The 15,199-nt window shown below is 70.3% G+C and carries 12 protein-coding genes; 6 read left to right on the forward strand and 6 right to left on the reverse strand.

Features of this window, described 5'->3' with window-relative positions:
- The first annotated feature begins 6 nt into the window (after positions 1-6).
- Positions 7-1,488, forward strand: coding sequence for an adenylate/guanylate cyclase domain-containing protein (locus tag FHX45_RS14670; RefSeq protein ID WP_167101407.1), 1,482 nt, complete (start codon positions 7-9; stop codon positions 1,486-1,488).
- Here FHX45_RS14670 and FHX45_RS14675 read toward each other — a convergent pair.
- Positions 1,485-2,492 (reverse strand): beta-ketoacyl-ACP synthase III, encoded by a 1,008-nt coding sequence (locus FHX45_RS14675; protein ID WP_167101410.1) that lies wholly within the window; start codon positions 2,490-2,492, stop codon positions 1,485-1,487. The genes FHX45_RS14670 and FHX45_RS14675 overlap by 4 nt on opposite strands.
- Positions 2,493-2,611: 119 nt before the next feature.
- Between FHX45_RS14675 and FHX45_RS14680 the strand changes: the two genes are divergently transcribed.
- The 3 genes from FHX45_RS14680 (at position 2,612) to FHX45_RS14690 (ending at position 4,793) form a co-directional block, all read left to right on the forward strand.
- Positions 2,612-3,721 (forward strand): winged helix DNA-binding domain-containing protein, encoded by a 1,110-nt coding sequence (locus tag FHX45_RS14680; protein WP_167101413.1) that lies wholly within the window; start codon positions 2,612-2,614, stop codon positions 3,719-3,721.
- Between the two features lie 37 nt (positions 3,722-3,758).
- Positions 3,759-4,235, forward strand: coding sequence for an Lrp/AsnC ligand binding domain-containing protein (locus FHX45_RS14685; protein ID WP_167101416.1), 477 nt, complete (start codon positions 3,759-3,761; stop codon positions 4,233-4,235).
- 153 nt (positions 4,236-4,388) lie between these two features.
- Positions 4,389-4,793 (forward strand): SsgA family sporulation/cell division regulator, encoded by a 405-nt coding sequence (locus FHX45_RS14690; protein WP_167101419.1) that lies wholly within the window; start codon positions 4,389-4,391, stop codon positions 4,791-4,793.
- A 989-nt stretch (positions 4,794-5,782) separates the two neighbouring features.
- On the opposite strand, the gene FHX45_RS14695 is transcribed toward FHX45_RS14690, so the two are convergent.
- From FHX45_RS14695 to FHX45_RS14710, 4 genes are all read right to left on the reverse strand, one after another.
- Positions 5,783-6,481: a hypothetical protein gene (locus FHX45_RS14695; protein ID WP_167101422.1), complete on the reverse strand. Its 699-nt coding sequence runs from the start codon at positions 6,479-6,481 to the stop codon at positions 5,783-5,785.
- Between the two features lie 211 nt (positions 6,482-6,692).
- The gene (locus tag FHX45_RS14700; RefSeq protein WP_167101425.1) at positions 6,693-7,391 is read right to left on the reverse strand and encodes a response regulator; all 699 of its coding nucleotides are present in this window, start codon (positions 7,389-7,391) and stop codon (positions 6,693-6,695) included.
- Complete coding sequence (locus tag FHX45_RS14705) at positions 7,388-8,572, reverse strand: sensor histidine kinase (RefSeq protein WP_167101428.1); 1,185 nt, start codon at positions 8,570-8,572, stop codon at positions 7,388-7,390. The genes FHX45_RS14700 and FHX45_RS14705 overlap by 4 nt, the downstream gene beginning before the upstream one ends.
- Before the next feature lie 237 nt (positions 8,573-8,809).
- Entirely contained in the window at positions 8,810-11,107 is a 2,298-nt protein-coding gene (locus tag FHX45_RS14710) for a molybdopterin-dependent oxidoreductase (protein ID WP_167101431.1), read from the reverse strand.
- 58 nt (positions 11,108-11,165) lie between these two features.
- Here FHX45_RS14710 and FHX45_RS14715 point away from each other — a divergent pair, with 58 nt between their 5' ends.
- Positions 11,166-12,575, forward strand: a complete 1,410-nt coding sequence (locus FHX45_RS14715; RefSeq protein WP_167101433.1) for a purine-cytosine permease family protein — start codon at positions 11,166-11,168, stop codon at positions 12,573-12,575.
- Here FHX45_RS14715 and FHX45_RS14720 read toward each other — a convergent pair.
- A complete protein-coding gene (locus tag FHX45_RS14720; RefSeq protein WP_167101435.1) occupies positions 12,572-14,377 on the reverse strand; it encodes a rhodanese-like domain-containing protein in 1,806 nt (601 codons plus the stop codon). The genes FHX45_RS14715 and FHX45_RS14720 overlap by 4 nt on opposite strands.
- A gap of 189 nt (positions 14,378-14,566) precedes the next feature.
- Here FHX45_RS14720 and FHX45_RS14725 point away from each other — a divergent pair, with 189 nt between their 5' ends.
- Positions 14,567-15,181: a L,D-transpeptidase gene (locus FHX45_RS14725; RefSeq protein ID WP_341771461.1), complete on the forward strand. Its 615-nt coding sequence runs from the start codon at positions 14,567-14,569 to the stop codon at positions 15,179-15,181.
- Positions 15,182-15,199: the final 18 nt, after the last annotated feature.

Raw genomic sequence — 15,199 nt, forward strand, 5'->3', positions numbered from 1 at the left:
ACCATCGTGCCGAAGTTCGCCCAGCTCGCGAAGTTCCGCGTGGCGCTGCGCACCGGGCTGGGGTTCGTGACGCTCGGCGTCGGGTCGAGTGTCTGCGGTGCCGCGGCCGTCGGGCTGTTGCTGTTCCTCCAGGGCATCCCCGCGGACATGGGCGACCGCAACTGGGTCCTGCTCAGTTGTGCGGGCGCGTACGTGCTGCTCTCGGTGCTCGTCGGCTCGGCGTGGTCGGCGATCCTGCACCGGCGCACCGCGGTGTGGTTCTTCCAGGGCCGCCGCCCCACGCCGCCGGAAGCACGCCGCGCGCTGCGGCTGCCCCGTGACCTCGCCCTGGTCAGCGGGAGCCTGTGGCTCGGCGGCACGATCATCCTGGGCTCGCTCACCAACGTCCTCGGGTCCGTCCTGGACACCGTGGGGGTGACGCTCGCCGTCGGGCTCGGCGGGCTGCTCACCGTCGGCCTGATGTACCTGGCCGCGGAATGGGTCGCGCGCCCGATCCTGATCCGCGCGCTCGAGGTGAGCCCGCCGCGGAACGCGGTGTCGGTGAGCGTCCTGTCCCGGCTCGTCATCACCTGGGCGGTGGCGAGCGGTGTCCCGCTGCTCGGCGTGCTGATCGTCGCCGCGCCACCGAACATCGGCAAGGCCGACCAGACCGCGAGCCTGATCATGCTCTCGATCGTCGGCCTGCTCTCCGGCGCGATCGGCACGGCGCTCCTGGCCCGGGCGGTCGCCGCGCCGCTGCGCCGGTTGCGGATGGCCGTCGGGCTCATCGCGCGCGGCCGCAAGGACGTCACCGTCCGGGTCGACGACGCGAGCGAGATCGGCTCGCTCCAGGTGTCGGTGAACAGCATGGTCACCGGGCTGCGGGAACAGGACCGGTTGCGGGACCTGTTCGGGCGGCACGTCGGCATGGACGTCGCCCGGCACGCGCTCGAACACGGCGTGTCCCTGAGCGGCGACGTGCGGGAGGTCGCGGCGTTGTTCGTCGACGTCGTCGATTCCACCGCCCTGGCCTACCGGCTGCCGCCCGAGGAGATCGTCCGCAAGCTCAACCGGTTGTTCGACAGCGTGGTGTCGGCGGTCGACGCGCGGGGCGGGCTGGTGAACAAGTTCCAGGGCGACGCCGCGTTGTGTGTGTTCGGCGCGCCGACCCGGTTGTCGGACCCGGCCACCGCAGCGCTGTCCGCGGCGCGCGCCATCCGGGACGCCGTGCGTCAGGAGGGTGAGCTGGACCTCGGCATCGGCGTCGCCTGCGGTCCGGTGTTCGCCGGGCAGCTCGGTAGCCGCAGCCGCCTGGAATACACGGTCATCGGCGACGCGGTGAACGAAGCCGCACGGCTGACCGAGCACGCGAAGCACGTGTCCGGCCGCATCCTGGCCAGCGACACGATCCGGTCGCGGGCGTCACCGGGCGAGCAGGCGCAGTGGTCCCGGCACAAGGCGATCCAGCTCCGCGGCCGGGACACGCCCACGGAGACCTGGACGAACTAGGCGTCGCCGCCCGGTTTGACGTCGGGCCAGGTCAGGAGCGTCGAACCCCAGGTGAGCCCGGCGCCGAACGCCGTCAGCAGGACGCGGTGCCCGGGCTGGAGGTGGCCGTCGTGGCACGCGTCGGCCAGCGCGAGCGGAATCGACGCCGCGCTCGTGTTGCCGACCCGTTCGATGTTGGCCACCACCCGGTCGCCGGCCATCCCGAGCTGCTTGGCGGTGGCCTGCAGGATGCGGATGTTGGCCTGGTGCCCGACGAACCGGTCCACGTCCGCCACGGCGAGCCCGGACCGGTCCAGTACGGCACGCGCGGATTCGGCCATGCGGGCGCAGGCGTGCCGGAACACCGCGGTGCCCTGCATGGTCAGGTAGTGGTCGTCCGGATCGTCGGACCGGCGCTGTTTGACGCCACCGGCCGGAACGATCAGCAGGTCGGCGTGCTCCCCTTCGCTGTGCAGGTCGAACGGCCCCAGGGCGCCCGGCTCGTCGGCGGTCCCGGCGCGCAGGACCACGGCGCCGGCACCGTCGCCGAAGATCGGGACCGTGGTGCGGTCGTCCGGACGGCAGTAGCGGCTGAAGGCGTCGGCGCCGATGACGAGCACCCGGCCGGCCACCCCGCCGGAGATCAGGCCCGCCGCGGTGGCCAGGGCGTAGATGAAGCCGCTGCAGACCGCGTTGACGTCGAACGCGGCGACGCCGCTGAGCCCCAGCGCCGAGGCGACCTGCGGAGCGCTGGCGGGGCAGAGCTGGTCGGGCGTGGCGGTCGCGAGCACGACCGCGTCGACCAGCTCGGAATCGGCGCTGCGCAAGGCGTTGCGCCCGGCGGCGACGGCCATGTCCACAGTAGACGTGCCGGCGTCGGCGATGCGGCGTTCCCGGATGCCGGTCCGGGTGCGGATCCACTCGTCGGAGGTGTCGAGGCGCCGGGCGAGGTCGTCGTTGTCCACCACCCGCGGCGGCAGCCAGGCTCCCAGGCCGGCAAGGACCGCGTGGTGTCCTTCATGCATGGAACACTTGTAGGGGCTACCCCTGGGTAGACCGGTCAGTTGTGTTCCAGGTCACATAAGTGGAGCCCGGAAGGACTACGCGGACAAGAACTGTCACCGGTACGTTCTAGGGTTCGCCCATGCCGGAGACACTGAGCCCGCGGGCCTTGAACCGGGCCCTTCTCGCTCGTCAACTGCTGTTGCGCCGGGCGAAGGCCACCCCGCTCGAGGCCGTCCGTCACCTGTGCGGGTTGCAGGCGCAGGCCCCGTGGCCACCGTATTACGGGTTGTGGTCGCGGCTGCACGGCTTCCGGCCGGAGCAGCTCGGCGGGCTCCTGCTGGATCGGCAGGTGGTCCGGATCGCGGTGATGCGGGGGACGGTGCACCTGGTGACGGCGGAGGACTGCCTGTGGTTGCGGCCGTGCGTGCAGCGGCTGTTCGACCGCGACTTGGCCACGAACGCCAGCTATGCGAAGGCACTGGCCCCGCTCGACCTCGAGGCGGTCGCGCAGCGGGCGCGTGCCGTACTGGCCGGGGAGCCGCTGACCCCGTCGGCGCTGGGCAAGGCACTCGCGGCGCACTGGCCGGACACCCCACCGGCGGCGCTCGCGCACGCGGCCCGCGGTCTGCTGCCGCTGGTCCAGGTCCCGCCACGCGCGGTGTGGGGGCAAAGCGGGCGGACGGCGCTGACCACGGCGGAGGACTGGCTGGGCCGGGCGCTGGACCGGACCGCGTCGCTGGACGATCTGGTGGTGCGCTACTTGGCAGCGTTCGGGCCGGCGAGTGTCGCGGATGTGCAGGCGTGGAGTGGATTGACCCGGTTGGGCGAGGTGGTGGAGCGGCTACGTCCCCGGCTGCGTGTCTTCCGGACCGAGCAGGGCCGGGAGGTGTTCGACCTGCCGGAGGCACCGCGCCCCGACCCGGCGACACCGGCGCCGCCGCGGTTCATCGCGGAGTTCGACAACCTGCTGCTCGCGCACGCCGACCGGAGCCGGGTGCTGCCGGAGGACGCGCGCAGGCGGGTCTTCAACGCGCCGAACGGGGTGCTTCCCGGGACGGTCCTGCTCGACGGGATGGTGGGCGGCGTGTGGCGCATCCACCGTGCCCGCGGCGCGGCAACCCTGGAGATCGAGCCGTTCCGCCAGATCTCCACAAAGGACCGGGATGCACTGGAGAGCGCGGGGGCACGGCTGCTGCGTTTCGCTGCCGGCGAGGATGCCCGTGACGTCCGCTTCGTGCCGGTCGCGTGAGCCGCGTCGCACGACCCCGGTTGGTTACGATGCGGTGGTGCCCGCCCCTGACCTGGATAAACTCGACTACGAGATTCTGCGCCGCTTGCAGGACGACTCGCGCACGATAGCGGAGGCGATCGGCGCCGAGGTGGGGCTCTCGGCCGCCGCGGTGCAGCGCCGTATCAAGCGGCTGCGGCAGGCCGGGGTGATCTCCCGCGAGGTGGCGGTGATCGAGCCGTCGTCGGTCGGGGTGACCATGACCTTCATCGTGATGGTGGAGATGGAGCGCGAGCAGCGGGAGGTGCTGGACGCGTTCCGGAAGCAGGCGATCGCTGACTCCGCTGTGCAACAGTGCTACTACGTTACGGGGTCGGCGGACTTCATCCTGGTCGTGCAGTGCCGGGACATGGGTGAGTTCGAGGCGTTCACGCGCCGCATGTTCTTCGACAACGGTGAGGTGCGGCACTTCACCACGAGCGTCGCCATGGAACGCGTCAAGGTTGGCCTCAGCGTTCCCCTGAACGGCGGCTGATCGGGTGGCCCGCGCGTGTTACAGGTTCCGGGGGTATTGCAGCCGATCGCGTGAAAGTCGGCGGCGAGACATCATTTTCCGCCGCCGCTCGCATCTCATCGCTGTCCGACCCGTTCGCGCCGGAGCGCGAACCCCGACCGCGAGAGGTGGCACGTGAACACCGATACCGTCACCCAGAGCCAGTTCGTGTCACTCAACGGCTCCAGTGCTCCAGTCCTGTCTCGACTGTCGTACGTGGCGAGCGAGCCGTTTGCCGTCAACATCGCGTTCCGCACGGAGCACGGCCGCTGGGTGGAGTGGACGTTCGCGCGGGAGCTGCTCGTCACGGGGCTGCGCGAGCGCTCCGGCATCGGCGATGTGCGCGTGCGCCCGGACCTCTCGACGGACGAGGGCATCCTGATCCTCGAGATCGAGTCCCCCGACGGCTACGCCTTGGTGGAAATGGAGCGCGAGGACGTGGAGCGCTTCCTGGACGCCGCCACCGAGCTCGTTCCGGTGGGCGCGGAGAGCGACCACTTCGACGTCGACGCCTTCATCGACGAGATCACCAACGTCTGACCCCGGCCGCCGCTCCACCCGCGCGCCGGCCGAGACGTCACGCTCAAGCACCAGTCCGGCACCCCGCCCAAGCACCAGTCCGGCACACCACACCCGAGCGCCAGCCCGCCAGGCCACGCTCAAGCGACCGGTCCGGCACCCCGGACTCAGGCGTCGGTCCGGCACACCACACCCGAGCGCCAGCCCGCCAGGCCACGCTCAAGCGACCGGTCCGGCACCCCGGACTCAGGCGTCGGTCCGGCACACCACACCCGAGCGCCAGCCCGCCAGGCCACACTCAGGCACCAGTCCGGCACACCCCACCTGAGTGCCGGTCGGGCACGCCACGCTCAAGCACCAGTCCGGCACCCCGCCCAAGCACCAGTCCGGCACACCACACCCGAGCGCCAGCCCGCCAGGCCACACTCAAGCACCGGTCCGGCACCCAGCCCAGGCATCGGCCCGGCATACCACACATGAGTGCCGGTTCAGCGGATCACGTGGGCGCAGCGCCGTGGCTACTCCAGCGCTGGGCACCGGCGCGGCACAATACGCGGCGCCGGCAGGCACGGCATCGCCGGACGGAACCCGGGCCGCCGCCACACCTGGCACTCACCCGGACCGCCCAGGATTCCGGGCGCCCGAGGCAACCCGTCCGATCGGCGCCCCGGCATCCGCCACATCGGGTGTCAGCCCGGTCGCGGCCAGAGTCCCCGACGCGAATCCTGCGTTCGCCGGGCACATCCGGCGCGATCGGCTCCCCAGCATCCACCACGAGCCACGCGCCAGCCGCCCACCAGCCGCGCCCCGAGCCGCGCGTGGGGCCTGCCCGGAGCCGCACGAGCGACGGTGCCGCCAGCGGCTCGTGCGACGGTGCCGGACGGTGCAGCGTGTTGACGCAGGAGCGTCAGGCCCGCCGCGCCCGCGGTTCTCCGGGTGATGCGCATGATCGCGCTCAGCTACTTCGCCGGTGCGTTCGGTCGCACCTGGGGTTACGCCTGGGTAGTACCTCAGTGCCCGAACGGACCGAAAGACCTCAACGTCCGGTCCAGCTGCCCGGGGCCACTCGAACGGTTCCGCGTCCATACCTCGAACAAGTGCTTGATCTGATCGTCGAGCGACTGCGCGATTGGCTTGTCGCGCGGAGTGGTGGTTTCCTCGACGGGATCGACCCGCGGTTCCGACCGGTCGGAGGTCGACGTCGTGGTGGGGGCGCCCCTCTTCCGAACCGGCGGGGTCGTGCCCGTCGTCGACGGCGGCACCGCGGTCGGCCGGGTGGTCGACGTCGGCAGCTGGGGAGCAGGGCTCGCGCTAGGAGTCGGCTGTACCGGCTCGGCGGGCCGATCCTCCGGCATGGCCCCTACCGCGACCGCCGGCGTCGGGTCCGGGTCGTCGGCGAAGCCGAACGTGTCGCCACCGACCCAGCCGACGCCCATCAGCACGACGGCGGCAGCAGCCACGATCAGGTTCCGGCGGCCCCGGCGGAGCAACCTACGCTCCTCGCCCGCCCGCGCCTGCGCGACCGTCTGCCAAGGAAACGCGAGCTCGAGCTGACCTGGCACCGCCGTCAGATCGACGACCGTCGGATGGCGGTCCCGGGACCGCTCGACCGGCTTCGGCGCGCTGGCAGCGATGATGCCCGTGCGGTCTGCCAGCTGCACGCTCCGCACGAGGTCGTTCGACCTGTCACGCAGAACTGTGCGCGCCATCAACACTCTCCATCGGCATGGCGTTGACCTTCCCCAGTACTTCGCCGCTCTCGCCTGACGTCACTCGACCCCCCACAGAGTCGGCTGCGGCTGAGCCAAAAACTACCAGCGCGATGACTTCTCAGATGCCGACAGACTCTCTCTTTCCCCGATCATGGAAAAAGACAACTCCATCGGGTGACGATCAAGCAGACGATCGTGCGCTGGGTGATCATCGTTCCGCCTCGAACACTCGACTTGTTGTTACTTCTCGACTTCCCACCTCACTCTCCTCGCAGGTTTCCCACGCCCAGGTGGCGATCGCGACCCGATTACGCAGGTCCAGCTTCCGCTGGATGCTCCTCAAATGCGTTTTCACCGTCCCAGCCGTGATTCCGAGTGACTGCGCGATCTCCGGGTTGGTCTTCGCCTGGGCGACGAGACGGACGATGTCCCGTTCGCGTCCCGATAACACTGTCCAACGGCGGCCGCGGCAGGGCGGTCGCCCGGACAACCGGAGCAGGCTCAGGGTCATCTGCGGGCTGACCAATGTGCCACCGGACACCGCAGCACGAACACCTTCGACCAGGAGCCGCGGCCCTGACCTTTTGAGCAGAAACCCGCAGGCGCCGTTCTGCAGTGCGGTATACGCATACTCGTCGAGATCAAACGTGGTGATCACCACTACCTTCATCGGTTCCGCCACCTCGGGCCCGGCGAGCGCACGGGTGACGGCCAGCCCGTCCCGTCGCGGCATCCGGACATCCACCAGCACCACGTCCGGCTTCAGCGTGCGGGCCTGTTGCACAGCCGACTCGCCGTCCGCGACCTCACCCACCACTTCGAAGTCGGCTTCAGCCTCCAGGATGCGCCGCAGGTTCCGCCGAACCACTTCCTGATCGTCCGCGACGAGGATCCGGACGGCTGTCATACGGCGACCGGAACAACTACGTGGACCGCCCACCCGGCCGATCCCACCCGCCCCGCCCAGGACTTCCCGCCCAGGGCAGCGACCCGTTGCATCAGGGCGTCCAGTCCACTGCCACCGGCGCGCCCACGCTTGAGCAACCCCTGCCGCCGCACGCCATCGTTCACCACCCGGACGATCAGGTGACCGGCGTTTCGACGGACCTCCACCGACACCTCCCGAGCTGCCGGGGCGTGACGCCGGACGTTGGTCAACGCTTCGAGTACGACGCGATAGACCGTGGCCGCCACATCGGGGCCGACCTCCCGCGCGCGTTCGTCCAGGTTCAGCACGACGCCGATCGACCCGAGGCCTTCGAATCGCCGTACCAGAGCCGGAAGGTCCGTAATGGCCATCGATCGGCCACCGCCCGTCGTCGCGGCCACTTCCCCTCCCGCACGCAGCCAGCACAGCGCGTTGTCAACACAGTCGAGAACGCGCACTCCGGCCTCTTCGATCCGCCGTAAGGCATGCTCCACCTCTCCGGCCGGCCGTCCCGCGAGCCGCGCGGCCTGCGCTTCCAGCACCAAGCCCGTCACCTCATGGCCGAGCCAGTCGTGCAACTCCCGGGCGAGTTGCAGGCTTTGCTCCCGCCGTGCCGCGCGGGCCGACTCTTCACGCGCTTCGTCGAGCGATCGCAGATACAGACCGATGGCGACGGCGCACGCGGCCAGCAGGCCGCAGCCGAAACTCCATGCGAGAACGGAAGCCGCCGCCGGGGACGCACGAGCCGCCGCCCCAAGCCTCAGCGGTGCCAGCACCACCGCGCTCACCAGCATTCCGGCAGCTGGCAGCACAAGTGCGATCCGAAGCCGCCGTACCGATTGGACGAGGAGACACAACAGGAACACGGTCTCCAGCAACAGCCACGCGGCCGCGCCCTCTTCGGCGCGCCCGCCGCACGCGACGGTAACCAGGACCGAGATGGCGGAAGCAGCAACGGAAGCGGCCACGATGACCAGGGGCGGCCGGCGGCGGTACAGCACTGTTCCCATCGCCGCAAGGAGAACGGACAGCGCGGACACGGTCTCGGGCGCCGAGGCCACCGGCATCGCAACCAGAACGGCGCACAGGGCCCCGAGAACCGGAACCGGCCAGCCCATGTCGAGCCCTCCGCGCCGGATGATGCCCGTGGTCGTGTTCATCGACCCTCCCCTTTTCCATGTCGGTGACGAACCGAGAATGCAGGAAAGGGCGCGCGCACGCCATCTACCAAAAGGCAGATATTCCTGGAGAATCGATCGATCGGACTAGAACACGCTTTCGATTCGTGGTGTACTGTCGTCGATGGCACCACGGATCCAGTGCCGAACCTTCCTTGCCCCACAACGGAAATCGCAGCAAGGAGCGATCATGAAGCATCTTTCGCGCACGACAAAGACCTACATCTCGCGAGCACGCGAGATGACCGGTGGCCGCGTCACCGAAATGCCTGGTGGCTCGCCCGCGAAACGCTCGATTTCGACGAGCACATGTTGCCCCGTGCATCCTTGCGACAGCTGGGACGATGGCCGATCGGCGGTCAGCACGTTGGGGTTGCCGTGGACGCACAGCGACCCCTGGGGATCAAACCAGGCGCCCGTCGGCAGTTGCACCACGCCGGGTCGGAGATCCGGGGTGAGCACGGCTCCCGCCAGGCACGCCCCGCGCTCGTTGAAGACCCGCACCAGGTCCCCATCGCCGATGCCTCGACGCGCAGCGTCCGCGGGGTGCAGCCGGACCGCCTCACGGCCGGCGACCTTCGCCGCCTGGCTGACCGCGCCGACATCGAGCTGGCTGTGCAGGCGCGCATGGGGCTGGTTCGCGATGAGGACCAGCGGAAAGCGGCTGGCGCGCTCGCCGCCGAGCCACTCGACGGGCTCCAGCCACACCGGGTGGCCGGGACAGTCGTCGTACCCGAACGACGCCACCCGCGCGGACGTGATTTCGATTTTTCCGCTCGGGGTCGGGAGCCGATGCGTCACAGGGTCGGCTCGGAAGTCGGCCCACAAGGTTCGATCGGACTCGTCGTTCGGCAGCTGGAACCCACCCGCCTCCCAGAAATCCGGAAAGGACGGTACATGAATTCCCTTGTGTGCCAGGTTGTCCCGCCACGTACCGTAGAGGTGGCGAAGCCACTCGCGCGCGGTCCGGCCTTCGGTGAACGCATCCTCGATGCCCAGGCGGGCGGCTAGGCCGGCCAGGATCGCGTAGTCGTCGCGGGCTTGCGCACGCGGTTCGGCGATTCGGTGCATCGCGACGAGGTGGGTGTCACGGCGTCCAGCGCCGAAGTCCTCCCGTTCCAAAGCCGTGGTGCTGGGCAGGACTATGTCGGCATGACGCGCGGAAGAAGTCCAAAAGGGATCGTGGACAACGACGGTGTCCGGCCGGGTGAAAGCCTTCCGCAGCCGGTTGAGGTCCTGGTGGTGGTGGAAGGGATTGCCGCCCGCCCAGTAGACGAGACGGATGTCCGGGTAGGTGCGTTCCGCGCCGTCGTACTGGTAGCGCGTCCCCGGGTTCAGGAGCATGTCCGCGATCCTGGCGACGGGGATGAACTGCTTGACGGGGTTGATTCCCTGCGGAAGGTGGGGCACCCGGAAGTCCGGGCCGATGTCACCGGTGTCACCCATCGAGCCGTAGCCGTGCCCGAAGCCACCACCGGGCAAACCGATCTGGCCGAGCATGGCGGCCAGGGCGATGGCTGCCCACACCGGCTGCTCGCCGTGCTCGATGCGTTGCAGGCTCCACGTGACGGTGATGAAGGTGCGGCGTCTCGCCATACGGCGGGCGAGGTCGACGATGTGCGCCGCGGGGATGCCGGTCAGGCCGCCGGCCCAGGCGGCATCCTTCGGCACCCCGTCGTCCGATCCGAGGAGGTAACGCTCGAACTGTGCGTAGCCAGTGCAGTAGCGGTCGAGGAAGTGCCGGTCGTGCAGCCCTTCCGTGACGAGGGTGTGGGCGAGCGCGAGCATGAGTGCTGTATCGGTCGCGGGGCGGATGGGGTACCACTGCGCATCGAGTTGCCCGGGGAGGTCCGCGCGGAGCGGGCTGACGAGAGCGACCTCGACGTTCCGCTCGGCCAGCTGGGCGAGGAAACCCGGGGTGTGGTGCCGGGTGACCCCGCCGGGGGTGACGAAGACGTTCTTCTCGGGGACGCCACCGAAGGCCACGAGGAGTTCGGTGTTCGCCACGATCGTCGGCCAGCTGGACCCGTTGCGCAGAACGTCGTCGGCACTGCCGACGATGTGCGGAAGCACCACCGCACTGGTGCCTGTGCTGTAGGTGTTGCGGGAGGAGGTGAACCCCCCGAAGGCATTGAGGAAGCGATGGAGCTGGCTCTGGGCGTGGTGGAACCGCCCTGCGCTCGACCAGCCGTAGGAGCCGCCGTAGATCGCCTCGTTGCCGTGTTCGGTCCGCACCCGCAGGAGCTCGGCCGCAAGGAGGTCGAGGGCGTGGTCCCAGCCGACCTCGACGAACTCGTCCTCCCCGCGCCTGGGGTCGGGGCCAGGGCCGCGCTCCAGCCAGCCGCGCCTGATGGCGGGCGCCGCGACCCGCGTGGGATCGGTCAGGGCGCTGGGGAGGTTGCCGAGCAACGGTGAGGGTGCGGGATCCGCGGGGTGCGGGACGACCTCGAGATTCCCGTCCTCGTCCGGGGCCGCGGAGAAGGCTCCCCAGTGCGAGGTGCTCGGACGCAGGCGCATACGTCTACAACTACCAGGAAGGGGTGGTGACTGACCGTGCTGTGAGACCGTGAAGCGTATGGACAGGACAGGGTTGACCGCGGACGTGTTCGGCGGGCGGATGCCGACCAGGTCCGGCGATCTCGTGCTCGAATCCCACGGGATCATGCCGGTGCCGGCCGGGAACCGATTCGGACGGCCGGTGCGCCTGCTCACGGTGTTCTTCGCCCCCAACCTCACGATGACCGCTGTGTTCTCGGGCGCCCTCGGCGGCGCGCTCGGGCTCGGGTTCGGAACCGGACTGGTGGCGTTGCTGCTGGGCACGGTCATCGGCGCCGTACCGGTCGCCTACCTCGCGACGTGGGGACCGGTGACCGGGACGGCGCAGCTGCCGATGGCGAGGTTGCCGTTCCGCCGGACCGTGGCGCTGCCCGGCCTCGTGCAGTGGTTCAACTCGATCGCGTGGGACGCGCTGGTCGGGCTGTTCGGCGGCGAGGCGCTCGCCCAGCTGAGCGGCATGCCGTTCTGGCTCGCGGTGGCGGTCATCCTGCTGCTGCAGTGTGCCGTGGGCGTCCTCGGGTACGAGGTGATCCACCGGGTGCAGGCCGTGATGACGGCGGTGACCGCGGTGTTCTTCGTGGTCCTGACGGTGAAGCTGGTCGGCGGCCATCCGGTCGTGACCTCCGACTCGGTGTCCGGCGGCGACCTCGCCGGGGCGTTTGTCCTGTTCAGCACCATCGCCTTGAGCCTGTCGATCTCGTGGGCGAGCTACGCGTCGGACTTCAGCCGGTACCTGCCGTCGACGACGTCGCGTCCGCAGGCGTTCGTGTACACGCTGCTCGGGCTCACCCTGTCCTTCGGATGGGGTGAGGCAATCGGGCTCGCGGCCGGGGCAATGATCAGCAGCCAGACCACGGAAGGGATCAGCACCCTGCTCGGTGGTGGGGTGCTGGGCACGGTCGCACTGGTCGTGATTGCGCTGACCGCGATCTCGTCGAACGCCATGAACGACTACAGCGGCTCGCTCGCGCTGCAGACGATCGGCGTGCGGCTGCGGCGACCGGTGTCGGCCGTTGTGGTGACCGTGATCGCGTTCGCGCTGATCATGTGGATGCACGGCGGCGACCTGGCGTCGAAGTTCGAGGACGTGCTGCTGGTGATCGGTTACTGGATCCCGCCGTTCGTCGGGGTCGTCGTCCTGGACTGGTGGAGCCGGACGCGGCGGGGCAGGCGGTTCGACGTGCTGACGGAAGCGGCTGCGACGCAGCCGGGGTGGCCGGCCCTGGTCGCGTTCCTGCTCGGGTGCGCGTCGGTCGTGCCGTTCATGAACACCAGTGTGTTCACGGGGCCGGTAGCGGCCGCCGCCCATGGCGCGGATCTGGCGTACTACGTGGGGCTGGTGGTGTCCGGGACGGCGTACGCGCTGCTCAGGCTGGTGCCGGCCGCACGAGGCAACCAGCCGGAGCGGCACGCGGACACCTCGGCCTAGGGGTTCGGCCCGGTCGCCGCGGGACGGTCGGGCTGGTTCGACCACTGGGACCACGAACCGGGGTACAGCGCGGCGTCGATCCCCGCGACGGCCAGTGCCGCGATCTCGTGTGATGCGGTCACGCCCGAGCCGCAGTAGACGGCGACCGGGCCATCGGCGGCGCCGAGTTCGCGGAAGCGGGCGCCCAGTTCGGCGGGTGACCGGAAACGGCCGTCGGCGGCGAGGTTGTCCCCGGTCGGCGCGCTGACAGCGCCGGGGATGTGACCGGCCCGCGGGTCGACCGGCTCCTGTTCGCCGCGGTAGCGTTCGCCCGCCCGCGCGTCGAGCAACGTGCCCCGCGCAGGCAATACGGCGGCCTCGTCGATGGAGAGAACGGGCAGGTGACCGGGCTTGAGCACGACGTCACCCGGCTCGGGCGGGCGGCCGAAGCCGGTCTCCAGCGGCCGGTCGCCCCACCCGGCGAGCCCGCCATCGAGGAGCCGGACGTCCGCGACTCCGGCCCACCGCAGGAGCCACCACGCACGGGCGGCGGCGAGGTTCCCGCTGTTGTCGTAGGCGACGACGGACGAGTCTTCGCGGATGCCCCAGCGGCGGGCCGCTGCCTGGAGGGCCTCGATGTCCGGCAGGGGGTGTCGTCCGTCGGCGGGTGACGGCGGGCCGGCGAGCTCGGTGTCGAGGTCCACGTACACCGCACCAGGCAGGTGACCGTCGAGGTAGTGACGGTGCCCGTTCGGGTCACCGAGCGCCCAGCGGACGTCCAGCAGGACGGGCGGAGCCGCCGAGCCGAGCTGCCGCTGGAGTTCGTCAGCGCTGATGAGCACCGGCGGCCGGGGCAGGTCGATGTCGGCGAGGTCGGCGGAACCAGGAGCTTCACCGCGCGCGGCGGCCAGCGCAAGACGTCGCTGCAACGCGGCGTTGAGCGGCGTCGGCACCCCGTGCAGCCGCCCGAGCAGGACGATTTCGCCGTTGAGGAAATCGCCCTCCACCGAGCCGGTGCCGCGGGCCAGGCTCTGCCTGGTCGAGCTGCCGACACGAGGACGCCCGGGAATCGGTGCGGGATCAGCGACGGAGGTGTCTATTTCGGATGCTTCGCGAAGATCGACCGGATCGATCCCGGCCGCGGCGAGCACGCGGCGGCCCTCGTTGCGGAGTTCCTTGCCGAGCCGTCTGGTGCGCTCTTCGCGGCCGAACAGGGCGTCGACCGCGTTGCCGAGGTTGGCGAGCAGCTTGCCCGCCTTCCAGCGCAGCAGGTCCGGCACGATCTGCACGCCGAAGTCCGCAGCCCGCAGGTCGGCGGCGATCGCCGTGAGTCGCGGATCGTCACCGGACGGGAATTGCCCCAGCCAGAGGATGCCCGGCTGCTCGGCGCCCTGGGCGCAGACCTCCCCCGGCTCCACGTAGGACGTCGGCATCCACAGTGACGCGCCGAACACGGTGGCGAACCGGCGCAGCGCTGCTCGCTCGTTCTCCAGCCCGTTCTGCAGCATCACGACCGGCAGGTCGGCGGCCACGCCGGAGCCGGCCTGCCGCCACGACCACTCCTGGAGGACCTCCTCGGTGTTCTGGGTCTTCGTGGCCACGACCAGGACGTCGTCCGCGGCGAGCTCGACCTCCTCCGCGCTCGCGGCGACGGGCACCCGCACGAGCTGCTCGCCCGAGGGCCGGAAGTACCGCAACCCGTCCCGGCGAATCCTGGCGCCGTGCTCGCCGCGGGCGATGAGCACGACCGGAATTCCGGCGAGGTGCAACTGAGCGGCGACGGTCGAGCCGACCGCGCCCGCTCCGACGATGACGTAGCGCATGAGGCCATCGTGCCCGATCCGCGCCCGCGGAAGGGCGGAGCGGCCGCTCGGGGTGCCGCGGCGAGGCAGGCCGTCGGCGGCGGGCTGCACCGGACCCTGAAACGAGATCGTGACGTGCAGCGGTCAACCTCGCCGCCGGGGCGGGCGTCTACCCACACGTATAGATCATCAGAATCTGGGGGACGAACCGTGACCGTCAAGAAGATCATGCTGGCTGTGTCCGCCGCGGCGGCCGTGCTGGTGCTCGCCGCGTGTGGCAGTGCCTCCGAGCAGGCCGCCGGTCTGCAGCAGGTCGCCGCCACCGCTTCGACGACGACCACCACCCCGCCGTCGAGCACCTCGTCCGCTCCGGCTTCCAGCAGCAGCCGGGCGACCCCCTCCAGCAGCCCCTCGAGGTCGTCCAGTCCCACGAGCACCCCCAAGAAGCCGGCACCCACCCAGGAGGCGCAGGCCGCGGGCGTCCCGTGCGCCGCCACCGTCGACGCCTGCGTCGACCTTTCGGCGCGCAAGGCGTGGCTCCTCCACGACGGCCAGATCGTTTACGGGCCGGTGCAGATCATGCCCGGCATGGCGAGCCACCCGACCCCGGTCGGCACCTTCCGCGTCTCCAGCAAGGTCAAGGACTACCACAGCCGCGAGTTCGACGCGCCCATGCCGAACTCCGTCTTCTTCCAGCCCGGCGTCGCCTTCCACCAGGGCAGCCTGTCCCGGTACTCGCACGGCTGCATCCACCTGTCGACCAGCGCGTCGGAGAAGTTCTTCAGCTCGCTGTCCAGCGGGGACACCGTGCAGGTGGTTCGCTGAGGCGGGGCCGGCGGTGGT

Origin of the sequence: Amycolatopsis granulosa (assembly GCF_011758745.1) — a bacterium.
In the GTDB taxonomy this organism is placed as follows: domain Bacteria; phylum Actinomycetota; class Actinomycetes; order Mycobacteriales; family Pseudonocardiaceae; genus Amycolatopsis_E; species Amycolatopsis_E granulosa.